This is a genomic window from Gaetbulibacter saemankumensis DSM 17032, from assembly GCF_000425645.1.
Taxonomy (GTDB): Bacteria; Bacteroidota; Bacteroidia; order Flavobacteriales; family Flavobacteriaceae; genus Gaetbulibacter; species Gaetbulibacter saemankumensis.
In genome coordinates this window covers 1,157,568-1,182,812 of record NZ_KE384430.1, presented here as the reverse complement: position 1 = coordinate 1,182,812, position 25,245 = coordinate 1,157,568, and the positions used below count along the sequence as shown (strand labels likewise).

Annotated in this window: 21 protein-coding genes and 1 tRNA gene; 8 read left to right on the top strand and 14 right to left on the bottom strand. The window is 36.1% G+C overall.

Going from position 1 to position 25,245, the window contains the following annotated elements; genetic code table 11:
• Positions 1-68: 68 nt before the first annotated feature.
• Positions 69-758 (top strand): T9SS type A sorting domain-containing protein, encoded by a 690-nt coding sequence (locus H611_RS14565; RefSeq protein WP_051238800.1) that lies wholly within the window; start codon positions 69-71, stop codon positions 756-758.
• Positions 759-771: 13 nt separating this feature from the next.
• Here the strand turns inward: H611_RS14565 and H611_RS0112075 are convergent, their stop codons facing one another.
• The 5 genes from H611_RS0112075 to H611_RS0112055 form a co-directional block, all read right to left on the bottom strand.
• The gene (locus tag H611_RS0112075; RefSeq protein ID WP_027138621.1) at positions 772-1,173 is read right to left on the bottom strand and encodes a heavy-metal-associated domain-containing protein; all 402 of its coding nucleotides are present in this window, start codon (positions 1,171-1,173) and stop codon (positions 772-774) included.
• A gap of 11 nt (positions 1,174-1,184) precedes the next feature.
• Positions 1,185-2,873 carry an efflux RND transporter periplasmic adaptor subunit gene (locus H611_RS0112070; RefSeq protein ID WP_027138620.1) on the bottom strand — a complete coding sequence of 563 codons (1,689 nt, stop codon included), beginning with the start codon at positions 2,871-2,873 and terminating at the stop codon, positions 1,185-1,187.
• Between the two features lie 36 nt (positions 2,874-2,909).
• A complete protein-coding gene (locus tag H611_RS0112065; RefSeq protein ID WP_027138619.1) occupies positions 2,910-4,145 on the bottom strand; it encodes a TolC family protein in 1,236 nt (411 codons plus the stop codon).
• The gene (locus H611_RS0112060) at positions 4,132-7,857 is read right to left on the bottom strand and encodes an efflux RND transporter permease subunit (RefSeq protein ID WP_027138618.1); all 3,726 of its coding nucleotides are present in this window, start codon (positions 7,855-7,857) and stop codon (positions 4,132-4,134) included. Before H611_RS0112060 ends, H611_RS0112065 begins: the two co-directional genes overlap by 14 nt.
• A gap of 106 nt (positions 7,858-7,963) precedes the next feature.
• A complete protein-coding gene (locus H611_RS0112055) occupies positions 7,964-8,377 on the bottom strand; it encodes an HYC_CC_PP family protein (protein WP_027138617.1) in 414 nt (137 codons plus the stop codon).
• 254 nt (positions 8,378-8,631) lie between these two features.
• On the opposite strand from H611_RS0112055, the gene H611_RS0112050 reads away from it, so the two are divergent.
• From H611_RS0112050 to H611_RS14280, 6 genes are all read left to right on the top strand, one after another.
• Positions 8,632-9,726 carry an FUSC family protein gene (locus H611_RS0112050; RefSeq protein WP_027138616.1) on the top strand — a complete coding sequence of 365 codons (1,095 nt, stop codon included), beginning with the start codon at positions 8,632-8,634 and terminating at the stop codon, positions 9,724-9,726.
• 374 nt (positions 9,727-10,100) lie between these two features.
• Positions 10,101-10,538 (top strand): potassium channel family protein, encoded by a 438-nt coding sequence (locus H611_RS14560; protein WP_051238799.1) that lies wholly within the window; start codon positions 10,101-10,103, stop codon positions 10,536-10,538.
• Positions 10,535-11,620: an HlyD family secretion protein gene (locus H611_RS14285; protein WP_051238798.1), complete on the top strand. Its 1,086-nt coding sequence runs from the start codon at positions 10,535-10,537 to the stop codon at positions 11,618-11,620. The genes H611_RS14560 and H611_RS14285 overlap by 4 nt, the downstream gene beginning before the upstream one ends.
• The gene (locus tag H611_RS0112035; RefSeq protein WP_027138615.1) at positions 11,610-12,638 is read left to right on the top strand and encodes a DUF2955 domain-containing protein; all 1,029 of its coding nucleotides are present in this window, start codon (positions 11,610-11,612) and stop codon (positions 12,636-12,638) included. The genes H611_RS14285 and H611_RS0112035 overlap by 11 nt, the downstream gene beginning before the upstream one ends.
• Positions 12,631-14,001, top strand: a complete 1,371-nt coding sequence (locus H611_RS0112030) for an efflux transporter outer membrane subunit (RefSeq protein ID WP_027138614.1) — start codon at positions 12,631-12,633, stop codon at positions 13,999-14,001. The genes H611_RS0112035 and H611_RS0112030 overlap by 8 nt, the downstream gene beginning before the upstream one ends.
• Positions 14,002-14,012: 11 nt before the next feature.
• On the top strand, positions 14,013-15,059 hold the full coding sequence (locus H611_RS14280) for an AI-2E family transporter (RefSeq protein WP_051238797.1): 1,047 nt from the start codon (positions 14,013-14,015) through the stop codon (positions 15,057-15,059).
• Between the two features lie 77 nt (positions 15,060-15,136).
• Here the strand turns inward: H611_RS14280 and H611_RS14275 are convergent, their stop codons facing one another.
• The 6 genes from H611_RS14275 to H611_RS0111995 all read right to left on the bottom strand — a co-directional run bounded on the left by H611_RS14275 (position 15,137) and on the right by H611_RS0111995 (position 22,566).
• Entirely contained in the window at positions 15,137-15,460 is a 324-nt protein-coding gene (locus H611_RS14275) for an EF-hand domain-containing protein (RefSeq protein WP_169515998.1), read from the bottom strand.
• A 127-nt stretch (positions 15,461-15,587) separates the two neighbouring features.
• A complete protein-coding gene (gene gtfA, locus H611_RS0112015; protein WP_035483804.1) occupies positions 15,588-17,153 on the bottom strand; it encodes a sucrose phosphorylase in 1,566 nt (521 codons plus the stop codon).
• Between the two features lie 14 nt (positions 17,154-17,167).
• Positions 17,168-18,106 (bottom strand): carbohydrate kinase family protein, encoded by a 939-nt coding sequence (locus tag H611_RS0112010; protein WP_027138612.1) that lies wholly within the window; start codon positions 18,104-18,106, stop codon positions 17,168-17,170.
• A gap of 20 nt (positions 18,107-18,126) precedes the next feature.
• Positions 18,127-19,479: an MFS transporter gene (locus tag H611_RS0112005; protein ID WP_027138611.1), complete on the bottom strand. Its 1,353-nt coding sequence runs from the start codon at positions 19,477-19,479 to the stop codon at positions 18,127-18,129.
• A gap of 4 nt (positions 19,480-19,483) precedes the next feature.
• On the bottom strand, positions 19,484-19,855 hold the full coding sequence (locus H611_RS14270) for a glutaredoxin family protein (protein WP_035483800.1): 372 nt from the start codon (positions 19,853-19,855) through the stop codon (positions 19,484-19,486).
• A gap of 86 nt (positions 19,856-19,941) precedes the next feature.
• Entirely contained in the window at positions 19,942-22,566 is a 2,625-nt protein-coding gene (locus tag H611_RS0111995) for a TonB-dependent receptor (RefSeq protein WP_027138610.1), read from the bottom strand.
• Between the two features lie 168 nt (positions 22,567-22,734).
• Between H611_RS0111995 and H611_RS0111990 the strand changes: the two genes are divergently transcribed.
• Positions 22,735-23,766 (top strand): LacI family DNA-binding transcriptional regulator, encoded by a 1,032-nt coding sequence (locus H611_RS0111990; RefSeq protein WP_027138609.1) that lies wholly within the window; start codon positions 22,735-22,737, stop codon positions 23,764-23,766.
• 172 nt (positions 23,767-23,938) lie between these two features.
• On the opposite strand, the gene H611_RS0111985 is transcribed toward H611_RS0111990, so the two are convergent.
• The 3 genes from H611_RS0111985 to H611_RS0111975 form a co-directional block, all read right to left on the bottom strand.
• Positions 23,939-24,011 (bottom strand) — tRNA-Met (locus tag H611_RS0111985).
• A gap of 61 nt (positions 24,012-24,072) precedes the next feature.
• Entirely contained in the window at positions 24,073-24,255 is a 183-nt protein-coding gene (locus tag H611_RS14690; protein ID WP_027138608.1) for a CPXCG motif-containing cysteine-rich protein, read from the bottom strand.
• A gap of 70 nt (positions 24,256-24,325) precedes the next feature.
• Positions 24,326-25,156 (bottom strand): hypothetical protein, encoded by an 831-nt coding sequence (locus H611_RS0111975; protein WP_027138607.1) that lies wholly within the window; start codon positions 25,154-25,156, stop codon positions 24,326-24,328.
• Positions 25,157-25,245: the final 89 nt, after the last annotated feature.

Here is a 25,245-nt window from a genome sequence, read left to right as displayed (position 1 = left end):
TATATAAGTTATAATGCGTAAACGTATTTATATCATAAAATAATTTATTACACCCAAATACTTTTATATTGAAAAAACATTTACTCTCAATTTGCATCCTTCTTTGTATCGGCTTATATTCTCAGGCACAAACACTTAGGTATTTTGAATTTAATACCAGCTGTGGGTATAACGAAACCAGAGATAATAGCTTTATTGCGGCCACTTCCAATACGGATTTAATTAATAGCGTGCTCGCTGAAATAGCCAAACCTATTGAGGAACGTAAATTTATAAACGGCCCTATTGATTTTGGTAATGGCGGACATAACAAAAGTGGCTCCTACTGGTTTAACTGGCACTTTATTCCTGACCAATGGGAACTGGCTGATTCTACAACCGAAGTATGTGATGGTTGCCCTTATACCGATGTGGAACTCAACACGAATTACTGGGTAAATACGGTAAAATACTTTTGTCCGTGGTCAGGCAAACCTATACAGGAGGTTTCCGAGCCTTTAAATGTTAATCAATCTAATGGACTTAATAACTTAACATTCTATCCGAATCCAGCTAAAAAGAACATCTACTTTAAATGGAATACTCAAGACGCTTTTAAGGTAGAGTTATTTGATGTAAGCGGCAAAGCTTTAAAAACGTATAACCTTACCAAACAACAACCGACCATTAACATAACTTCTTTACCACAAGGTATTTATTTTATGAAAATCACAAAACAACATCAGACTGTGGTAAAAAAGTTAATCATTATGCATTAGTACCTTTTCGAAATTATTTGGTAACAGCCATTTCCATGCTATGGTCGTATTGGCAGCATCCTGGCAAATTTTCATAAGCCGTTTCGCTTCCACTAAATTTATCCGTATCATAACCTGAAGCTGCAATGGCTTCGTGTACGGTCTTCATATTAGTTTTCGAAGCATCAAAGGCCACAGCTATTTGTTTTTTATCAACATCCCAAACAGCCTTTTCAACACCATCCACAGCATTCGCCGCCGTTTCAATAGTTTTTTTACACATGCCACAGTTACCTCGTACCCCAAAGGTTACCTGAGTTAATTCTGAAGACACCGCTACTTCAGCTGTAGCCTCATTCGATTGTTTTGCTTCATTTTTACAACTTGTTAATCCCATAGCCATTACAATGGCTACACTTAAAAATACTTGTTTCATGATTTTAATTTTTATTTTATCGTTTGTATTACTTCTCCACATTTTAACATGGCGTCTCCAAAATAGGGGTTTCTTATTTCTTGTTCTGCACTTAACCAGGAGGCTCCTTTGTTATTATTAGCCATTGGACATTTCTGCACATATAATGGCTTATTTAAATGATGCATATGTTGAGTAATCAGAATCATATGCTCATTTAAACTAACAAAGTGCTCCCGCTGCAGAGCTAAATCCTCAGCCTCTGCAATCTGCTTTATTTGTTCTATACTCGCATCGACATAAGGTTTCGCATCAGCCACCTCAACTTGAGTGATTGCTTGTAACGTCTTAAGCAATTCATCTGCCGTTTTTGAAATAGTTACTGCATCACTAGCTACAAAAGCATCTTTAAGCACCAAATAAGCCTCCAAGGCTTCTGAAAACTCCTTTTGAAACACTTTGGAAACGCTAATTTTAGGGGTTTCCGATATTGGCTCGTTGCCCGTGTTCATCATTGACTTTTTCCCCTGAAGCTGCGCAGCCGCATCTACCGTAAAAGTACCATTAGTAACAATTTCATCCCCTACAGACACTCCGTCAAGAACTTCGAAAGCATCACCAATACGACTTCCTAGTATAATACGCTTCATTTCAAATACTGGTTCATCTGGTTTCACTTTTAAATACACAACCGACTCTTCTCCAGTCCATAACACACTAGACGCAGGTATGACTATTAGCTCGTTAGCTTCCTTAGTCGCCTTTTTTATCGAAGTGCTTACAAACATCCCTGGTTTCAATAAGCCTTTTGTATTATTTAAAACCACTCTTAAGTTTACAGTACGGGTTTTATTGTTTAATACGGGATCGATAAAATCAATACGGCCTTCAAAAACTTTATCTCCAAACGCTTTAGTATACACCTGAACTAATTGTCCGGTTTTAAGCTGGTCTATCTGATTTTCGTAGACATCAAAATTTGCCCATACCGACTGTAAATTCGCAATCTTAAACAGCGGCTGTCCCTGTTTAATATAATCGCCTTGATTCACTAATTTTTCTGTTACCGTTCCGGATATGGTCGCGTAAATAGACAAAGCCGACTCCACTTCCCCAGAAGATTCAATCTTATCGATCTGAGCCTCCGATAATTTCCAGAGTTTCAGTTTATTTCTAACAGCCTGATAAAGGGCCGGCTGCGATACCTTCAAAGTCGCAGCTGTTAATAATTCCTGCTGAGCCGCATATAATTCAGGAGAATAGATTTTGGCCACCAATTGTCCTTTTTGAACCTTTTCGCCAACATAATTTACGGTCAATTGCTCGATACGTCCCGAAACATAACTCACCTCGGTTTGATTTGTCGATTCATTTTCAACGATACGCCCCGAAAGCATCATCTTACCAGAAGTTCCTATGGGCTCTCCAACCATGGTTGTTTGAATATTCGCTAAGGCCATGGCATTTTTACTAAGCTTAAACTGTTCTGGTAATAATCCATCACTGCCTTCTTCGGCAGGAATTAATTCCATACCACATATAGGGCAATCTCCAGGTTCGGTCTGACGTACACTAGGATGCATAGAACAGGTGTAATAGCTAACCGCATCCTGAGTTGCTTCATTTTCGCTATGATTTTCAGAGGTGTGCGATGAGTCGAACAACAAGCCCAGTAACACACCCAAGATTAATATGCCGATATAAATACTATATTTTTTCATAATTCTATTTTTGAAAGATTGTACTCCCTTAATTCTTTACGAGGTTAAATAATTAATAATACTCGATTGTATGTAATAGTTTTTAACAGCTTCTACCTGATCCATTTCGAATTGCAGTTGCAACTCCTGAATATCCAGCACATCTCCAAAATTAAGGGTGCCCGATTCGTAATTTTTCATAAGTATGGTTTCGGCATCTTTTGCCTGCATTAAATTTTCAGCCTGAGTTCTGTATTGTATTTGCGCCGAAGTTTTTTCGGTAATGGCTTTATCCAATAACGTCTGCAAGCGATTATGCCTTGTTTCCTTCTCATAATTAATTGCTTCCTGCTGTAAGGCATTTTGCTTACTTTTTGAATTATAAGATTTATTAAAAATAGGAATAGATAAGGATAGCATAGGCATAAAGATATCTTTCCCATTATCTATAAAATCCATGCCCGGGCGCTTTTCTACATTTACAAAGTCAACTCCAAAACCAATCATCGGGCTGCGCTCTTTTTGATTAAGTAACTCGGATTGCTCCACCGATTCGTACAACTTATCGTATCGGGTTAACTCAGGATGCACACTTAAGTTTTCCGTAGAAATTTCTAATGCTTCCAAAGGCATATCTAAAGTCGTCTCTAAGCTAATACCTATAGATTTATCGCGGTTTAAAAGTGCATTCATTTCACTTTGTTCCGCCAGAAACTGCTGCTCTAAAACTTCTTGTAATTGCACTAAATTATTTTGACGCATTTGTAAACGCAACACATCAACTGCCGAGGCTTTCCCGGTTTCAACCGCATTAAGTGCCAGCGTTTCATAAATTTCCAGAAGTTCTATATTCGATCTTAAAACTTGCTGTTTAGACCTAAGAGTCTGTAAACGGTAGTATGACTGGGCAACACTGGCAATTAGCTTCCGTTTGGCAATTACTATATCAACATACTTAGCATCGGCTATGGCACCCACATAGTTTTCCCTTGCGGTAATGCTTCCAAACCATGGCAGCATTTGCTTTGCAGACACTTTAAAGCGTTGTGCACCTGTTCGGGTTTCTGGCTCACTCACAAAGTACCCCAACCCAAATTCTGTATTTGGAATACTTTGCACCTCGTTTGTTTTCTCTGATGCCTGTTGATACTGAGCCTCAAACTTCTTTATTTCTAGATTGTTAGCTACAGCTTCATTCATAAAAAACTCCAGCTCCTGGGCCTGGGCTAGCGATACTATCGTACTAAATAGCAGCACCATCACTATTTTAGTTGTAATTCTAAACTGTTTCATCTGCTCTTTTATTAAGTTGAATTTCGGCTTTCCAGCTGTATAATACAGGAACAACAAACAAGGTTATTAATGCGATAAGCATACCTCCAAAGCTTGGAATCGCCATAGGAATCATGATATCACTCCCTCGACCTGTAGAAGTTAGTACTGGCAATAAAGCCAGTATAGTGGTAGCCGTTGTCATTAAACATGGACGTATACGCTTCTCTCCCGCTTCGATAATAGAAGCCCGAATTGCCTTAGTAGAAGTAGGTGTATTACGTTTAAAAGTCTGTGTTAAATAGGTTGCCATGACTACACCATCATCAGTAGCAATACCAAATAGGGCAATAAAACCGACCCATACCGCAACGCTTAAGTTGATAGGATGCATCTGAAATAAATCTCTTAAATTTTCACCAAAAAAGGAGATATTTAAAAACCAGTCCTGACCATACAACCAAATCATGATAAAACCTCCCGCGAAAGCGACTGCTATTCCGGTAAACACCATTAAGGAAGTACCCACCGATCGGAATTGAAAATACAAAATCAGGAAAATGATAAGTAATGCTAAAGGTACTACCAGCGACAACGTTTTTTCTGCACGTATCTGATTCTCATAATTACCCGTAAACTGGTAACTTATACCCTTTGGCAACTCCAAGTCTCCAGCATCAACATGCTTTTGAATGAGCGCCTGCGCATTTTCTACCACATTCACTTCAGCATAACCATCCAGTTTATCAAACAGCACATAGCCTACCAAGAAGGTATCTTCACTTTTTATTACCTGAGGTCCCTGTTCATATCGAATATCTGCCAATTCGCTTAAGGGTACCGGACTACCATTTTCTACAGGTATGTAAATCTGACTTAAATCGGTAGGATTTTCTCGTAAAGCTCTCGGATAGCGCACACGCACACCGAAACGCTCACGTCCTTCCACAGTTTGCGTGATAGGCATACCGCCAATAGCCACCTGTAATATATCCTGAACCTTTTTAACACTAATGCCATAGCGTGCCATGTGTTCACGGTTTATATCGATTAACATATAGGGTTTCCCTACAATTCTATCGGTAAAAACAGCCTCTTTTTTAACACCTTCCGCATTTTTTAGAATAGACTCCAGTTTCATACCAAAGGCTTCAATCTGTTTTAAATGCTGTCCTTTAATCTTAATTCCCATAGGTGCACGCATCCCGGTTTGTAACATTACTAAACGGGTTTCTATGGGTTGTAGCTTGGGCGCCGATGTTACCCCCGGCAATTTTGTTGCTTCAACTATAGCGTTCCAGATATCATCCGGTGATTTAATTTCAGGACGCCAATTGCGGTAAAACTCCCCATCATTGTCTGGAATTAACTCCTTCTCAATATCTATACTTTCCCAGGCTTCAAAAGGTTTAGCCGCCAGACTTCTGCCATTACGCAATACATATTCACCGGCATCATTCACCTTAAAGCGCTGACGCACCCCTTCTTCATTTAACTGGTATTCTGGCTTATAAAGAATCACATTTTCATACATTGATAAAGGCGCAGGATCCAGTGCCGATTCCACACGTCCCGCTTTACCAACCACTGTTTTTATTTCAGGAATGCTGGCAACAGCCATATCCAGTTGCTGTAAAACTCTTTTGTTTTCTTCTACGCCGGCGTGAGGCATAGACGTTGGCATGAGTAAAAAGGAACCTTCATTTAGTGCTGGCATAAACTCCTTCCCTGTTTGTTTCATAATAACAAAACCAGCTATTAACAAGCCTGTTGGCAATACTAAAAAGAGTAACTTATTAGCCAGACACCAGGCTAATATGCGAGTATAATACTTGCGGAATATGGTGAATACACTCAGCAGACCAAAACAAACAACAGCTACAAATAACAGATTTAAAAACAAACTTTTACCAACACCAAGCGGACGCCAGTATTCCGTTAATAGACTAACTATAGCTATAACCGACATACCAACATTAACCAGGTTGTATTGCTTATCGCTAAGTCGGTTTTGCTGCTTTAAAATAGCTGCTATTCCGAAGCCTACCAGTAAAAGTCCCAGATAGTATCCTAAAACCATACCCAGCAACCCTAGTACGATAAAAAGTATATTCAAACTTGTAATCCATTTCCCTTTAAGCGATTTTCTTTTAAATACAAAGGCTGCAAAAGGGGGAATAATAAACAAGGCCACGATAATGGATGCCGTTAAGGCAAAGGTTTTAGTAAAGGCCAGAGGACGAAATAATTTACCCTCGGCACCAATCATAGTGAATACAGGTATAAAACTAATAATAGTGGTCATGACCGCCGTAACAATTGCGCCTGACACCTCGGCTGTAGCATTATAGACTACGGTATTAATCGGGAGTTTTGCTTCTGAAGCGCTATCATTGTTATCATCAAGATGCCTGATGATGTTTTCCGATAGGATCACCCCCACATCGACCATGGTACCAATTGCAATAGCAATACCCGAGAGAGCCACAATGTTGGCATCGACGCCAAAGAGTTTCATGGCTATAAACACCATTAAAACAGCGACTGGCAATAAACCTGAAATAAGAATTGCCGAACGCAGATTGTACATCATCACAACTACAACGAGAATGGTAATTAATATTTCTAAAGTAAGCGCTTCGTTTAAGGTTCCTAGTGTTTCCTGAATAAGTTCAGTACGGTCGTAAAAGGGCACAATAGTAAGCTGCGATTTACGGCCGTCGCTTAAAACTTTAGAAGGTAGGCCCGTACTTAACTCTGTAATTTTATCTTTTACATTATTAATAACCTCCATGGGGTTAGCTCCAAAACGAGACACAACCACACCTCCCACAACTTCGGCACCTTCCTTATCGAGCAACCCACGTCTGGGAGCAGGCCCTAAAGAAACGGTCGCTATATCTTTGATGCGGATGGCTGTAAAGTTTTCGGAAGTAACAACGGCATTCTCGATATCGGCGATAGACTTCACATAACCCAGACCTCGCACCAGGTATTCTACCTGATTAATTTCTATGGTCTGCGCTCCAATTTCCTTGTTACTTTCCTTAACAGCTTTTACAACCTGCTGCAAAGAAATATTATACTGGCGCAACAGTTCGGGATTCACATCCACCTGATATTCCTGAACAAAACCACCTATTGAAGCCACTTCACTCACTCCTTTAGCCGATGCCAGTCCGTATTTCACATAATAATCCTGAATACTTCTTAACTCTTGCAAATCCCAACCACCGGTAACGTTACCTGCTTCATCGCGACCTTCCAAGGTGTACCAGTATATTTGCCCAAGCCCTGTAGCATCGGGCCCTAATGTAGGTTGTACATTCTCAGGTAAGAGTCCACTGGGTAGAGCGTTTAGTTTTTCTAGAATACGACTTCGGCTCCAGTAAAATTCGACACCTTCTTCAAAGATGACATAAATACTGGATACCCCAAACATAGAAGAACTACGAATGGTTTTAACACCAGGAATTCCCAATAAAGAAGTAGTTAACGGATAGGTAATCTGATCTTCAACATCCTGTGGCGACTGCCCATCCCATTTAGTAAATACAATCTGTTGGTTTTCGCCAATATCAGGAATGGCATCAACAGCTACAGGGTGATTTGGCAACCCTGGCAACTTCCAGTTAAAAGGTGCATTTATAGTACCCCAGCCTACAAAAAGCAGGAGACACAACACTGCAACAAGTTTGTTTTCTATTAGAAATTTAATGCTTTTATTGAGCATGATAATTTGATTTTAAACAATAAACAATAGATATGCATAACATATCGTATACGAAACATTATCCTAAAGCTCTGGCTATAGAATAAGAAGGTTAATGTTTAAAAAATCAAATTAAATAGGTTTCGTCAATCTTGTATATATCCTTGACGACCGTTGGCGGTGAGTAATATTGATAAGCATCTAGCTCATTATCAGGAGCCTCAAAAAGCCCCATATACGCATAAACAAATGAGGTTACAAACCATTGTTGCACCAGCATCAATTGATCTGGGACAGATTGTAATTCTTCCTGACCATCAACCAGCAACTGCTTATCTGTGCAACAGTTCTTTTTAGTAACCACACAGGTTTCCGAAGGAATATCCGGCATATCCATGCCACAGGTTTCGGCCTTTTGAAATATAGCTGTATCCACCAAAGTATCCCCACAATAATGCATATCTACCACAAAAGACATGGTAGAAAACAGCACTATAAAAGCCATAAGGCAGGCCCATATTTTATGGAATACTTGTTTCATAATTATCTCAAATGTACGAAATTCTGAAAACTTTAATGATTTTTAACAGAGATTTCACACTTAAGCCTTAAACCGCACCCCTCCTGACAAAAACACGCAAGATATTGTTTACCAACTAATTAAAACCAACACAACAAGATCCAAACACCATATTCAAGCGTAGATGGCTTTATAATTATAACAACGAAAGTGGTATCTTTGCAGATTAAAATTCCACAGAATACTATGGCTTACGGCCATATTAGAAAACAACTATGAATTTATTAAAAAAGATCCTTAAGGAACTTCGTTTACTTATAGAAATAAATGAGTCTAGCAGAACCTGGCATGCGCCGTTACTAACTGCTGTATGCGTTGGGGTGCCACTTTTATCTGGCTGGCATTACAACCAGTTAACCTATGGGTTAATGGCCTGTCTGGGTGGATTGGTGATTTTATACCTACCATTTAGTGGAGCCGTAACCAACCGTATAAGTACTATATTAATTTGCTCCTTCGGATTTTTAATATCGTTTACTATTGGACAGTTTTTTAGTTTTAGTAAAACAGCCGCAGTTATAAGTCTCGGATTGTTTTCCATAGTAGTTCATTGGATTATTTTGTACTACAAAGCGAATGCCCCGGGAAGTTTGTTTTTTATATTAATAGCAGCCTTATCTGTTTGCCAGCCTCATAATTTAACCTCGGTACCTTTCAAGGTAGGTTTAATTGCTTTAGGTACTATGTTTAGTGCTTTCATCGCTTTAACCTACACTCTCATGATTTCGGCCAGAGTATTAAGAAACAAGGAAAATATAGTGGTCCCGCTATTAAGTAAAAATCAACTGGCAGATTTCTGGGAAGCTATTATTCTTGGTGGTTTTATGGCTATAACCCTGGCTATTGGGTTTATTATGGAAATACAATACCCTTACTGGATCACTATTTCCTGTGCGGCAGTGATGCAGGGTGCAAGCCTTTATAACATCTGGCAACGTACGTTTCAAAGAATCTTTGGAACGTTTATAGGCTTAGGGCTATGCTGGTTATTTTTAAGCTTTGTTGAAACCCACTTAATGATTTGCCTGTTTATTATTGCATTAATTATGATTGTTGAAATGTTAATTGTTAGAAATTATGCTTTGGCGGTCATTTTTATTACGCCTCTTGCCATATTATTATCAGAAGCTTCAACACCTGAAATGGGCAACCCAACCGAACTCATTTCCCTGCGTTTTTACGAAATTGTGATAGGGAGTTTTCTGGGAGCTATAGGAGGCTGGGTCCTTCATAAAGAAAAAATACGCTATGCCACCATTAAGGGATTGAGAAAAATAAATGTTGGCTTAAAAAAACAGGTGACACCTTAGAAATTACTTAAACACATTCATTGTCGCTCTAAGTTTCATCCAAAACCAACCAATTATAAGCGATGGTATAAAACAGCCATGTGCAGGCTAAAGTAATGCCCTTTTTTTTACCTGGTTTGTTTTATCACCAGTCTCTACTATTTTTATCAAATTCTATATCTATATATTTAAAAACAAACAGATACATAGATCTATTAATAATGCTTTTTCAAATCGAGAAGCCCTCACTTCATTAATTTTCTGATTCAAAAATCTCTAATTAATTTAAAACCTTGACTTTAAATTACTAAATTAGTTGTACCAAACCTAACAAGGTATTAGCTCCTGATATAAAAAACTAACGTAATGAACCAACTCATTTACAGTACTAAATTATGATCATAAAAATAATACTTGTAGGATCGATTATTATCGCGATTAATTTAGTAATACAAGCTTTTGGCAACATTTTATGGCTTCGAAAAATTGCAGCCACACTAAAAGGAGAAAACGATATTACGAATAAAAGAATTTTAAAAGATTTACTATTCTCCTTTCTTCTTTTCACCACGATACACACGTTACATGCGCTAATCTGGGCCTCTTTTTATTATTACATTCCGCAGACATCTACTGAATTTTCAAGTTTTTCTGAATCGGTATATTTCTCAATGGTAACCTTTACAACTCTGGGATATGGGGATATCACACTAACGTCTCATTGGCGATTATTATCCGGCATAGAAGCTATTAACGGCATTTTACTCATAGGGTGGTCTACCGCCATGATGTATTCATTAATCGAGAATATTTATAAAAAAATTAAAAAATGACGAAATCGAAAAAGAAAAGAATACCTTCTGTAAAGAAATGGAGTTTCATAACCCTCCTCGTTACATTTATATTTTTCATCTGGTATGTCGCTTCCGATCGAATTACACCCAACACGGATCAGGCTCGGGTAAAAGGACTTATACTTCCTGTAGCACCCATGGTAAATGGTTATGTAACGAAGGTGAATGTGGGCTTGCATTCTGAAGTAAAACAAGGAGACACCTTATTTGTAATAAATCAAACGCCTTATAAAATAGCTGTTGACATTGCCGAAAGCGATCTTGAAAAAGTTTTACAATCTATAAGTGCCGGAGAATCATCTATAAAAGCCGCTACAGCCAGATTAAGCAAAGCAAAAGTAAGTTTAGACCGTGCGACGAAAAACTGGAAACGCACACAACGGGTTATAGCACAAAATAAGGGCGCCCTCTCTGAGCGCGACAAAGATTTTTCTGAAGCGTCTTATTTAGGAGCCATTGAGCAAGTCGCGTCTGCAAAAGCCGGATTGGATAAGGAACTGGCAGCTCTAGGCCCAACAGACGGTAACAACCCCAATATAAAATCGGTATTAAGCAGATTGGAAAAAGCGCAATGGGAATTAGCTAATACTGTAATTATGGCCCCATCGGATGGTATTATTGAAAGTTTTAATGTTGAAGTGGGCTATTTCGCCGGTGCCGGTAAATCTATGGTCACTTTAGTTTCTAACAATACCATGTGGATTCAGGCTAATTTAAAGGAAAACAATATCTCCAATATAAGCCTGGGTGATGAAGCCGACCTGATTTTTGATATCGCACCGGGCAAAGTATACAAAGGCAAAGTAAGCAGTATTGCTTACGGGGTGAGCACAGATAAAACAAACGTTGGAGATTTACCAACAGTGTCTGGTGTTCAGGGATGGTTAAGAGACCCGCAACGGTTTCCTGTAATTCTTGAAATAGAAGATACCGAAATCATGCACAAACTGCGACAAGGCAGCCAGGTAGAAGTTGTGGTTTATACCGGTAATAACTGGTTATTGAATTTTTTAGCGAGTGTTCGTATTCATATAATGTCCATACTATCCTATGTTCGATAAGGCAAAACTATTTTACAGAGACACCGAAGCTAACATACCCATACTGCGTTGTGTTTTCGGCGTAACTTTTGCTTTAATTGTGGCTACCTCTCTGGGATATTTAGTTCCGCACGTGACCGCCATATTTACACTTATGTTTTTACAGCCTAATAAGAAACCCTTAGGCCTAAAGACTGAAATTATCCTTGTATTCGGACTCTTTATTTTGGGGTATTTTGGAGTTATTATAGGAAAGAATTTAATTGACTACCCTGTGGTGGTACTTCTGGTTTTAGGATTAATTATTTTTTGGTCCTTTCGGATGGTGCAAATCCCTCAAATGATACGCTTGCTTTTTTTAATACTTGCCGTTCTCATTCCCTTTGTAAGTTTAAAAGCCAGTGCCTTAGGAAGTGTTGTATTATTAGCCCTCCTTTTTAATTTAATTATAGCCTATATAACCACTCGAATAGCATTTTTCATATTCCCTCTAACACCTCAGGAAGATATCACCATTAATAAAGCCACATCGAATGTCTTCGACAAAATAAACTTAGACAAGATGGCTTTAAACGGCCTGTTCGTGGTATTCCCCTTTGTATTTGTATGTTATTTATTAAACGCCACGGTGGCTATTTTAACTTTGGTTTATGTTATGCTTTTAAGTTTCGATCCTTTTATTCATGAATCGAAAAAAGCCATCGTTTTTGTTATTGCAAACATCTTAGGAGGATTGGCCGGTATTTTAGTGTATAATATTTTAGTCATTGCCCCCAGTTACGTCTTGTATATACTTTTAACCATAAATGTTGCCTTTTATTTTGTTATCCATTTGTATTCTAACGATAAAAAGGCGCCTATATACAAAAGTGGCTTTAATGCCTTTTTTGTTATTATGGGCACCATTTCCACATCTACCAGCGAGGCGGGCAATACGGTTTGGGGGCGTTTAATACAGGTTAGTATTGCCATAATTTATGTGGTGCTCGTATCGCTTATTGTTAACACCTTTAATAATCCAAAACTATCGAATGATTAAAAAACACCTCATATATAGTTTCATTTTCACTGTTTTTTTAGGGCTCTCTTCTTGCCACATCAATAAGACCTATGTTGCTCCTCAAATAGATGACGTTTCAAAATATAGAAATGCCAGTTCCACGGATACTTTAATCTTTGCCAACAGCTCCTGGTGGCGCATCTTTAACGATACGACCCTGGTTGCATTAATAGAGGAAGGACTTAACAACAATTACCCATTAAAAAACACCGTAAGTTTAATAAAACAATCACAGCTGCAGTTAGAAATAGCGCAGGCTCAATTATACCCGAGTATTAATTACGGTATAACCGGCGATATTACTAAAACTTCCATCGCTTCCAATACCACACAAAATGCCCTTGCTGCCGCCAATGTGTCTTATACTCTGGATGTATGGGGAAGAATTAAAAATCAAAACGAAGCCGCTTTGCAAGCTTATCTGGCAACAGAAATGGCCAGCAATGAGGTGCAGGCTACCTTGGTTACTCAAATAGCCTCTATCTATTTCACTTTGCGGGATGTAGATAATAAAATTATAGTTGCTGAAAACATGATTAGTTCATTAACCGAATTTAAGGATGTTATAGAAGCCCGCTACGATGGTGGTTTTGTTTCTAAAGTCGATTTAAATCAGGTGATCATTAACCAACAGGAAGCCGAAGTGACCTTACAGGCTTTATTTCGTTCCAGAGCTCAACTGGAACATGCCCTAAGTATCCTTTTAGGGGCTACGCCAAAATCAATACCACGAGGATTAGCTTTACAGGAACAGGTATTTTCATCAGATTTTCCGGCAGGGGTTCCTGTTGAATTATTAAGACGACGCCCATCCATTTTAATTGCAGAACGAAAACTAAAAGCACAACTTGCTGTTATTGGTGCTACCGAAGCTCTTAATTACCCTAATTTTACCATATCGCTCGATCTGGGAGCACAACTTACCAAACCCAGCTTATTGTTTAGTACGTTAACAGGTAATTTATTAGGCCCCATTTTTAATAATAACCGCATCAAAAATACTATTCAACTTGAAGAAGAAATATACAATCAGCTGGTAAACGAATACAAACAATCCTACCTTCTGGCCTTTCAGGAAGTTGAAGATGCCTTAATAGCTATAGACACCTACCATCAGGAATATCAAATAAGACAAACCCAATTACAGCTGTCTCAGGAAGCATTAAATTTATCCTGGGTACGATATAATGAAGGGGTGACTTCTTTTTTAGAGTTTATTAACCTGCAAACCTCTCTGTTTAATGCCCAGTTAAATGCTTCCGAAAGCTATAAGCTATACTTACAATCTATCGTTAAATTATACCTGGCATTAGGCGGTGGATGGACTCAGACTAACATGTAAAACATATAAAAATGACAAGTAAAACCACTACAACATTATTTATTAGAATTTTAATTTTGGCCTTACTCATTTTATGGGCTGCGCTCTTAGTGAAACCCTTTTTAGGCGTTCTCGCATGGGCGGTTATTTTAGCCGTAGCCATTTACCCCCTACATCAAAAAATAGTCGCTCTGGTTGGTGAGAAGCGAAAAAAATTAGCATCTACAATCCTGACCATAGTTGCGGTGGCTTTGATTGCCATACCAACCTATTCTTTGTTTAGTTCGGTTATAGATAGCACCTCTAAAACCATACAGCAAATAAAAGACGACACTCTGGTTATTGTGCCACCCACAGAAAAAGTTAAGGATTGGCCTATGGGTGATAAAATATACAAGCAATGGAAAAATGCTTCTGAAGATTTAGAATCCTACGCGTCCAATCATAAAGATTTTATCCTGGATAAAGGAGAAGGTATTATTAGTAGCTTTTTAGGTATTATGGGAACACTGGTTCTGTTAATTGTATCATTAATCATTGCGGTGGTCTTTATGCATAGCGCCGACGGACAATATAAAAGCGTTATTAAATTATCGGAAAAACTGGTAGGCAAAGATGGCGAGGATCTCGTCATTATGTCACGTAATACCATTAGAAGTGTGGTAAAAGGCATTTTATTAGTGGCAATTATTCAAAGCTTACTAAGTTTTATAGGATTTAAACTATTTGGTTTGCCTGCAGCAGGGCTTTTTAGTTTACTTATTTTATTTGCCGCCATTGTACAGTTGCCTGTTACATTAGCCATTATTCCACCCATTATAGTTATGTATTCCGTATCAGATAACGGAACAGCTAACCTTATATTTACCATATATATAATAGCGGTTTCTCTGGTAGATAACTTTCTCAAACCGGTGTTACTATCTAAAGGTCTGGAAACACCAACCGTTATTATATTTTTAGGCGCTATAGGAGGCGTTATGCTTCATGGCATAATAGGGTTATTTGTGGGAACGGTAGTACTTGCCCTTATGTACAGACTATATGTGTATTGGGTAAATACATCGGAAGACGCTTAAAACGGTTAAGCTTACTTTAAAAAATGATATAAAAAAAAGACTCAAAGTTATTTGAGTCTTTTTTTATAGTTTAATTATTAATCTTCACTTTCATTTTCAGCTTCTTTACGCTTTTTCATTTTTTGCGCTTGCTCTTTGCGTTTTTCCATAGCTTTCTGATATTCCTCTAAGGTAAGCGTTCCATCTGCATTGGCATCCATTCTTTTAAACATCTTTTCCAGACGTTCTACAGGCACTTCATTTTTTCTCTTCTTGCTTTTAAATTCTTCAAGAGTCACCATGCCATCCTCATCGGCATCAAGACTGGCAAACATTTTTTCTGGTGTACGTTTGTTGCCGGAATTTTGCTGTGCAGCGCTTAATTGAACACCAGCGAATAGTACCACAGCGCAAAGACTCATTTTAATTGTTTTAAATGTCATTTGTTTTAGTTATTAAGTTGATATTGAATTATTTTAAAAGCTAAGACTCTTTTTTTGAGTAATGGTTTAATGCCAATATTCCAATTATTTTACAATACTTTAAAAGTTAATTAAAATTAATAATCTTATTTACCCCTTGTTCAGTATAATCTATGATGAATTGAAAAGATTTGAGACTTGCCTTTAAATGGGCCCTTTCATTTTTATTTTCCCATAAAATATCAATCTGCTTTGAATCGCTTTCATTTACCTTAATACTGCCGGAAAACGCCATTGAGGTATTTCTTAATTTGAGTAGCTTTAGTTGATTTAATACAACTTCTTTTTTCAATCCTGATTCGATATCTTCCATTGATAGGGCTGTTCTATTAATTTCTTTATGACCACCATCACCTGCTCTATTAACAGCTTCATAATCATTTTTACCAACGAACAAATCTAAATACCAAACTTGTGGAATACCTGGCATAAACATTTGAATAGCTCGGGCTAACAATAATTTCTTGTCATTCTCACCCAAAGCACTATAAAAGGTAGCATTTACTTGATAATATGAAATCTTTTTACCTTCAGCATTGTATAAATTTTTTATTCGTCCACCACGTTCTAAAATAACATTCATTATGTTTTCAATCTCATTATCATCCAACAACCCCTTATAAAATACACCGTCTATTTCTTTTCCTTTTAAATCTAGAACTGGAATTCCATCATGGCAGCCTAACATATTTACTGTTTTATAACCTTTATTAATAATTTCATTAACCCATACCATTAAGGCTTGATTATCTCCTGTTTCAAGTGTATGAATCATTAATCCTGGCAGAAAAAAATCGTAAATTTGGTACCCTTCTTTAGCTACCTCATTATGAAGATTAAGTCCATACTCCGCATGTATTTCTGGTAACAGCTGTAAACTATTTTTATCTGCAATGTTTTTAATCTTTTCTAAGTAGTTCCATGTCCCTGGCTTATTAAAAAAGTTAGATTCTCCTACTTCTTTATGCAAATATGCGAAAGCATCCAATCTTAATATCTTACATCCATAACCTTTTAACTTAGCTAAGGTTTCTTCATAAAACTCCCATACTAGTTCAGATTTTGCATTTACATCCATTTGCCCTAAAAAGCTATTATCGTTATTTACTTTCTGATAAAATGTATTCCAATAAGGTCTTTTGGTTCCGTCGGGGAATGACACCTTTAAAATTGGTAATCCCGATTTTCTCATAAACAATTTATCGAGTAACTCTGTTTTAGGAATAATAATACCTTCATCATTTAGTTCCCCTTGCCCATGCCAAAAGGCATTCCAATCAATAAAAAAATCCTTATACTTTGAACAGTCTCCATTTTTAAGCAAATCTTTAAACTGAGGTGACGCAACTGACAAATGATTTAGAACAATATCGAATTTTAATTGAATATTTAATCGCGCTAATTCTTCCAAATCAGATTTTGATACTAATTCAGTATTTATATTATAATCTATTATTGAAAATCCTCGATCTAAATCACTATTAAAAAAAGTTGGAAGCACATAGAATAAAGAAAAAACATCTCTAAACTCAGGTCTTTTTAACATGGAAATAAGATCACTTAAATTATTTCCAATGCTATCAGGGTAAGCATTAAGCATTACACCATTTAATGTTTTATTATTAGCCAACATTATATTAGTTTTTTTTAAAGTAATTTTGAAAGTATATTAATATTATCTGGTAGCCTACCTACATTCTGTAGTTTTAATGCAGCCAGCTGCAATGCTACTTCTAAACATTTTTCAATAGATTTCTCCTTTACATAAGCAAATAAAAACCCCGACCAAAATGCATCTCCCGCTCCAGTAGAATCAATTACCTGTTCTACCTTTACCGCAGGAAGATTAATAGTTTTCATGTTTTTTTGAGACAATTTAACTCCCTGACTACCAAGTGTCAAACAAACCACATCTACTCCTATTTCGTGAAAAAAGTTAAAAATATCTTCATGCTTCATTTCCTTTTCAAAAAATCGAAACATATCATCCTCACTTACCTTAACTAGTGGATTAAAACCACAATAATTTTTTATTACTTGCAGTGCTTCCTCTCGGCTACTCCAGAGCTTTTCTGAGTAATTCACATCAATGCTGAGAGTACACCCTAAAGCACTCGCTTCCTTAGCTTTATTAATGATAGTTGTTTGTGCAGGTTTTTTACTTAATGCAAAACAAGTTGTATGAAATACCTTGGTATTCAAAAGTAATTTTTTGGAAATTTGACGTTCCAATATATACTTATCTGCCTCTCTAAAAGGTATAAAATCAGGTGTTCCTTCTGATCTTGACACAAAAATAACACTAGTTGTTTCTTTGTCACGTTTTTGAATATAATTAGTATCTACTCCAACCTCTGACAACCTTTTTAAAATATATTCACCAAAACCATCTTTACCAATAGTTGCTACCAGCACCGAATTCAGACCTAAACGCGCCATATTCATGGCGACATTTGTAGGAGAACCTCCCAAATATCTATGATAATCTCTTGTTTCATCAATAAGCACACCTTTTTGATGACCTATAAAATCCACAAGTACTTCGCCTACACAAAGTATATCTATATGTCTACTATTTTTTTCCAAACCTATATTACTTAATTAATTTAATGACCTATGCTTGACACAACTACTTCTATATCCTCTCCATCTGCCGATTTAGGTTCTTTCAATCGTAAAGCCAGAATTCCAGCTATAACAAAAAACACACCTCCCAATATTATAGCATTTACTGCGCTATTGCTTAATAAATTTTTAACTATCGGTCCAAAAGTTAATGTTTGGATTCCCATTGGAATTACAATCATCATGTTTAAAATCCCCATATACACGCCTCTTCTTTCTTGAGGCACCACTTTAGAAACCATGGAATAAGGTATACCCATCATAGCCGCCCAACCTATCCCGAATAAAACCATAGGTAAAACCGCAATGAAAGGGTCTTGAATGTATGGAATACTTAGCATGGCCATACCGGTAAAAAAAAGACTCAATACATATACCTTTTTATTTCCAAATTTCACTGCTAATGGCACTAAAACTAAAGCAAAAACAATAGTAGAAACATTATAAGTTGTATTCATTTTGGCTGCCTGACTTAGCGCCATGGATTTATTGAACCCCATTGTTTCTTCAAACAAGGGAGCTATAAATTGCCAATAAACAAATAAGGCATACCATTGAAATAAATATACTCCAGAAAGTTTCCACATTAAATTTGGCATGTCCTTTATTGCCTCAATAATTTCTAAGAAAGGCATTTTAATACGGTTCATTAATGACATAGCATTATGCCTTTTAATATCTTTCAACTCTTCTTCTGAAGGAGGAATTTCGGGAGTTTTTAATACCGACCAAAGTATTGTTGATACAGACAATACAGCACCAATAAAAAATGAATAATACAGCCATTTAGGAATACGATCTGCTGCTTCAGTCACTGTTTCTACTCCACCAAACCAATCTTGAAACAGAAAAATTGATGCATTAGCCAAAACAATACCTGCTCCTACAAATAAGCTTTGCATTTGGTAACCAAAACTCAACTGGCTATTGGGTAATTTATCTCCTACAAAGGCTCGATAAGGCTCCATAGCCATATTATTACCCACATCTAAAATCCATAATAAACCTACTGCAAACCATAGAGCCGGACTAAAAGGAAACAAAAACAAACATATACTACCTAATAGTGCTCCTATTAAGAAGAAGGGTTTACGTCTACCCCAACGTGGCGACCAAGTTTTATCTGAAATTGCTCCTATTATAGGCTGAATAATTAATCCTGTTACAGGGCCTGCTAAATTTAATAAAGGCAACTGGTCATGTTCCGCGCCTAAAAAGGAAAATATAGGATTAACTGCCGTTTGTTGCAACCCAAAACTATATTGGATTCCAAGAAATCCTACATTCATGTTGAAAATTTGCCAAAAAGATAATTTCACCTTAGATAATTTCATGATTCTATTTTTTTGAAATTAATATATTTAAGAAGCCTTGAAAATTATCGACATCATTCATTATTAAAATTCCATTTATTTCAACTATGGGCAATGATATATTATCTAAGGATATTCCTGATTTTTGAAGCTTTAATATCATTTCTTTTTGTTTGTCCATATTTACATCTACATCATAATACACAAAAGCCTTCTTATTTTCTTTTAAAAATGATTTTGTGTCAAGACAATAATGACATGTATCACTCCCATAGACAATCATTATTTTAATTTCTTTTTGACTAATTGGCAACTCACTCTGAGGCTGCTTTATTTGGGAAAAACAAACATTAGTTATGATAAAGACAAATACCATCATTACTATAAAATTTTTCATGTTTTAATATTTTAAAAAAGGGCTGAAACTTTTAGTTGAAATCAGCCCTTTAAAACTAACCTCAAATTAAACTGCTAACTAAATTCTTAAAATTTGTACTGTAATGATACTGTTGTTGAACGACCACTAATAGACCTCGCTCTAACAAGTCGATCACTTCCAAAGGCACCATCGCCATTACCTTCAACTTCTGTAATACCCACTGTATCAAAAATATTGTTCAAACTCAATGCTAAAGAAAGACCTTCAGTTAAACCAACTCTACCAATAAAATTAAAATATGCGTATGCGGGCATTACTAAGTCATTATCATCTTGTGCATATGATTTAGAGGTTCCTAAAACACTCAATGCTAAGCCATGCTGACGGCTTTCGCCAAAATTAAATGAAGGTGATAAATTATATACTAGATCAGCTTGTCTTCTCGGCGTATTTCCTTTATTATCACCACCATCAATTTCAGCTTTAGTCCAGGTAAAAGAACCATTAAAAGCAATATGTTCTCCAAAAACCAAGGCAGTTTCTGCTTCTAACCCTAATGCTTTAAAAGGATTACCTACCTCTCTATTTAATTCATTACTTAACCCTTCATCGGTATTACTCATAAAACCTGTTAAATTCAACACACCGATATTAAATCTTTTTTTGTATCCAACTTCAAGTTGAGAAACTTCATCATATTGCACATCTGCCTTACCGTCTAAACCATAGTTATTTCTATCTGGGGCTCTTCCTGAAGCTCCAGAACTATAACGCGCAAAAACAGCAGATACATCATTAAGTTTATAATTTAGACCCGCAGAATAGGATACAAAATTGTATTTATCATTTACAATTTGACCTGCATTTCCTGTTATAATTGGAACGCTTTCTTCTATACCTTCTATAATTCCATTACCATCATAATCAAAACTACCCTGACTAGTTGGACCTGCTTGAATATTTCCGTTTACACGAACATTTTCAAAACGCACACTACCATCAAAATTTAACTTCTCAGTAATATCTGCATCTAACCCAACATATGGAGCATTTACATTATGTACTGTATTATATTTGCGTTGACAACAATTTCCCCATACAGGTGTTCCGTATGAATATTGACCGTTTCTTGAGAATCCATCAAAATCTGCTAACCGGGCTTCTCCACCACCTTTAACTTCAGATAAAAATGAACTCCACTGCCACCCTATTTTAGTATTTTGGGTAGCCGTAAATAGTCCAGCAGTAAAACCTACATTATCAGTAATTTTTTTACTCACTTTAATATCACCAAAAAAGTTACTTAAATCTTCTATAGAAACATCGAACATGTGAATTATTTGTGCCAACCCATTAGAAGGTGTAAAAGACTCTCTATTGCCGTCTGTATATACCAAAGCCCCTGCAGCATTTGAAGCATTTCTCGCTGTTGTTTCAATTTCAGAAATGGTTCCAACCGCTGCAGTAAAAGGAGCTACCCATTCTCCACTATTATTTGAATACCTCCCTTTACCAAATATCTTCCAGTCTTTAGGTAAACTAAACGAAAACTCAGCTCCAATGGACTTAGACTTAGGGTTATTACCATTTCTCACATCGTTAACATGTCTTTCCCCTGTGAATGGCGATGTACCAGCACTTTGTTGTAAATAAGCAGATTGCACAGCATCACTAGTAATATCAAAACCAGGCAAGTTAGCAAAAGTAGGGTTCGAATTATCTCCTTTCAATAACATAGGCATTGGTAAATACATAACAGATCTATCATTTAAAAATTTTCCATAAACACGCACATATCCGGCGTTAAATCTTTTTGTAAGATTAGCTTTAAACTGGCCTCCTTTGTTACCTTGATACCCTATTTCTCTCGGTCCTTCTCCTGTTCTCATAAATCCCCCAATATGATAGGACAAACCATTACCTAATGGCGTTCCATAATCAAAATCCAATCGACTTGTTTGATAATCCAAACCAAAGGTTGTACCTACAGAACCCCCTTCATTGGAACCAGTTTTACTGATCATATTAATAATACCTGCTGGACCATTAGATGTTTGTGTAGATGCAGAACCTCCTCTAATAGCTTCAACTCTTCCGATATTTGAATCTATTCTTAAAAAATTATCAGCATTCCCAAAAGATGTATCTCCAAATAAATTTAATGGCAAACCATCTTCTTGAATTTGAAAATATCTAGATCCCCCTGAAGAAATAGGAACACCACGCACATTAAAGTTTGCATTTCCTTCTCCACCTGAAGACTCTGCACGAATACCCGGGATATTTCTAAAAAGCTCCCCTGAACTTCGTGGTGCTGCTTGTTCAATAAGTTCCACATCCATGGTAGAAACAGATACACTGGATTCAATTTTAGACTTCGGGTTTACCACACCTGTTACTACCACTTGATCCAAAGATTGTGCATCTTCATGCATAGTAATATCAATTGTTAAATTGGTTCCCTGAACAACTACACTCTGCGAGAATCTTGCATATCCCAAAAATGTAGCTATTAAAGTATAAGTTCCTTTGTCTACACTATCAATAGCATAGTTTCCATCAAAATCTGTAACAGCTCCTTTAGTAGTTCCGTCAAGAATAACATTAACACCAGGTAAAGGTATTCCTGCCTCATCTTTTACATTTCCTGAAATTGATTGTGCCATTATAGTATTAACAGATAAGAGCAACAAAATCATTAAAATGCTGTTTGATTTAATAAATTTCATCTTGTTTTAAATTTAGTTGTTTAATAAAAATTCATCAATAATTTTCTCAAATCTATATTTACTAGCACAAAATATTAAACATTTATTAATCGAAAACGTTTTCGATTTAAACGAAAACGTTTTCGATTAATATTTTTGTACATTTAAAATAGCATTTAAACTTTTAACATGAAACCTGTAACCCTAAAACAAATAGCTGAGGAGTTAAATATTTCTGTAACAACCGTTTCAAAAGCTTTAAAAGATTATCCCGATGTTAGTAAAAAAACAAAAGGATTAGTCAAAGAACTCGCCAAAACACTTAATTATAAACCTAATACCTTTGCTGTTAATTTAAGAACAAAAGAATCAAAAACTATTGGATTGATTATTCCCGTAATTGTTCATCATTTCTTTTCTAACGTAATTAAAGGTATCGTTTCTCAAGCCGAAAAAAAAGGATATCTAGTAATTATCTTACAATCTAATGAATCTTATGAGCTTGAAAAAAAGCAAATCGATTTACTATTAAGTCAGCGAGTTGACGGAATATTAATTTCACTTGCCAATGGCACCGCTAATTTTAATCACATCAATAACGTAATCGCACAAGAAAAACCGTTAGTGATGTTCGATAAAATTGCTAAAATTGTCAAATGTTCTAAAGTTATTATCGATGATAGAAAAGCTGCTTATACCGCAACTCTGCATTTAATAAACATTGGATGTAAACGCATAGCCCATTTTAGAGGAGCACTTTTACCACAAAACTCAATTGATCGCTTTTTAGGATATAAAAAAGCTCTTTTGGATAATGGACTACCATATGACCCTTCATTAGTCTATATATGTGAATGTGGAGAAAGGAGTTTTGAAGAAGGCAAAAAGAATGCGAAGCAATTACTAATTGATCATAATGACGTAGATGGTATCTTTATAAATACAGATTTAGTGGCTATTGGAGCTATGACTGAATTTAATTCACAGGGCGTTAAAATTCCTGATGACATTAATATTGTTGGCTTTAGCAATTGGTTTATGTCTTCAGTTATATCACCAAGTCTAACCACAATTAATCAACCAGGTTATAAAATGGGAAAAGCAGCATTTAAGCAATTATACAAAGAAATCAAGGCTACCAAAAACAAAAAAATAATTACCCCTAAAACTATAACTTTAGAAACCGAATTAATCAAAAGAGATTCTACTAAAGACAATTAACTGAATCTAGCAATCACCTTTGCATTGTAGATTTTTAGGAGCTGAATAAAGTTTCTTGGATTTCAAATTGTGTTCACTTTCGTGTTCAAATCTAATAATTTTGTTCAAATTAGACATAAAAAAAACGGTTTAGTGTGAACTAAACCGTCAGTTTTACAGTATTTCTACTTAGTAGCGGGAACAGGACTCGAACCTGTGACCTTCGGGTTATGAGCCCGACGAGCTACCTACTGCTCTATCCCGCGATATTTCGAGTGCAAATATACAACCCTTTTTAGATTCTACAAGTAAAATAACAATAAAATTTTACTGACCTATTCTATCTACTTGAAAATCTATCAATTCTGCATTAAAAAAATTTAAAGTTACCTCGATAGGATTACAACACACCTCGCAATCCTCAATATATTTCTGATTAGAAATACTATTATCTAATAACATCGAGATCTTTTCCCAGCAATATGGACATATAAAACTATACTCTATCACATTCTTAAAATACAAAAAAAGGATAACAATTAATATTGCTATCCTTTTGGTCTTAATATGTTTTTATAACTTACTCTTTTTCTATATCCATTTCAGCAGTAGCATTCATATTTTGTAATTCTAAATGCATAATACCTGGTGGATTATTACCTGAAACAGTAACATATTCCTCGTTTAAATTGTTATCACTAACCATCATGGTATTTAAATTTCTTAAATTCATGAATTCCATTGGTAAATCTCCTGTTAATTGATTCGTAGATAAAATCAACTCTTCCAAATTGGTTAATTGAGCAATCTCTACAGGAATCTCTCCTCTTAATTTATTATCCATTAGACTTAATTTCTCTAATTTAGATAAAGCATAAATTTGATGTGGTATATGACCTGTTAAAAAATTACTTCCCAATAAAAGTTCCTTAAGGTTGGTTAGTTCCATTAATGCTAAAGGAATCTCTCCAGTAAATTTATTACTATATAATTTTAAAGACTCTAATGCTGTTAAACTTCCTAGCTCCGATGGTATTGATCCTTCTAACCTGTTCATAAATAATTCTAAAGATTTCAATTCCTTTAGATTAGCGATTGAAGTAGGCAGGGTACCAGAAATTTTATTGAACCCTAAATTCATTTTTTTAAGATTAACAAGTAGACCTATCTCTTCTGGTAAAGCACCTTCAAGATTATTAAACTGCAAATTAATTTCAACCACTTTATCATTATCAACAACAACTCCATGCCAAGTATTAACCGGCATTTTTAAATCCCAAGTAGAATTCCAGTTAGCGCCGTTAGTGGCATTATAAAGAGCCACAAGGGCTTCTTTCTCCGTAAGGGATACCTCTGCAAACGAATACGCTGTTACAAAAAAGCAGATTACTATAAGTTTTAAAGTCTTCATGTCGAATAAATTTGGGATTAATTCTAAATCAAATGTAAGCTAGAAATAGACAAAAAACCATTTTATTCGACGAAATGCGTATTTTTTTA

Coding starts and splice junctions, on each gene's coding strand:
- H611_RS0112035 (WP_027138615.1), top strand. CDS start 11,610: ATGTTCGATAAGGCAAAACTATTTTACAGAGACACCGAAGCTAACATA.
- gtfA (WP_035483804.1), bottom strand. CDS start 17,153: ATGTTGGCTAATAATAAAACATTAAATGGTGTAATGCTTAATGCTTAC.
- H611_RS0112055 (WP_027138617.1), bottom strand. CDS start 8,377: ATGAAACAAGTATTCCATAAAATATGGGCCTGCCTTATGGCTTTTATA.
- H611_RS14275 (WP_169515998.1), bottom strand. CDS start 15,460: ATGAGTCTTTGCGCTGTGGTACTATTCGCTGGTGTTCAATTAAGCGCT.
- H611_RS0111995 (WP_027138610.1), bottom strand. CDS start 22,566: ATGAAATTTATTAAATCAAACAGCATTTTAATGATTTTGTTGCTCTTA.
- H611_RS14560 (WP_051238799.1), top strand. CDS start 10,101: ATGATCATAAAAATAATACTTGTAGGATCGATTATTATCGCGATTAAT.
- H611_RS0112060 (WP_027138618.1), bottom strand. CDS start 7,857: ATGCTCAATAAAAGCATTAAATTTCTAATAGAAAACAAACTTGTTGCA.
- H611_RS0112070 (WP_027138620.1), bottom strand. CDS start 2,873: ATGAAAAAATATAGTATTTATATCGGCATATTAATCTTGGGTGTGTTA.
- H611_RS0111990 (WP_027138609.1), top strand. CDS start 22,735: ATGAAACCTGTAACCCTAAAACAAATAGCTGAGGAGTTAAATATTTCT.
- H611_RS14285 (WP_051238798.1), top strand. CDS start 10,535: ATGACGAAATCGAAAAAGAAAAGAATACCTTCTGTAAAGAAATGGAGT.
- H611_RS0112005 (WP_027138611.1), bottom strand. CDS start 19,479: ATGAAATTATCTAAGGTGAAATTATCTTTTTGGCAAATTTTCAACATG.
- H611_RS0112050 (WP_027138616.1), top strand. CDS start 8,632: ATGAATTTATTAAAAAAGATCCTTAAGGAACTTCGTTTACTTATAGAA.
- H611_RS14270 (WP_035483800.1), bottom strand. CDS start 19,855: ATGAAAAATTTTATAGTAATGATGGTATTTGTCTTTATCATAACTAAT.
- H611_RS0112030 (WP_027138614.1), top strand. CDS start 12,631: ATGATTAAAAAACACCTCATATATAGTTTCATTTTCACTGTTTTTTTA.
- H611_RS14280 (WP_051238797.1), top strand. CDS start 14,013: ATGACAAGTAAAACCACTACAACATTATTTATTAGAATTTTAATTTTG.
- H611_RS0111975 (WP_027138607.1), bottom strand. CDS start 25,156: ATGAAGACTTTAAAACTTATAGTAATCTGCTTTTTTGTAACAGCGTAT.
- H611_RS0112065 (WP_027138619.1), bottom strand. CDS start 4,145: ATGAAACAGTTTAGAATTACAACTAAAATAGTGATGGTGCTGCTATTT.
- H611_RS0112075 (WP_027138621.1), bottom strand. CDS start 1,173: ATGAAACAAGTATTTTTAAGTGTAGCCATTGTAATGGCTATGGGATTA.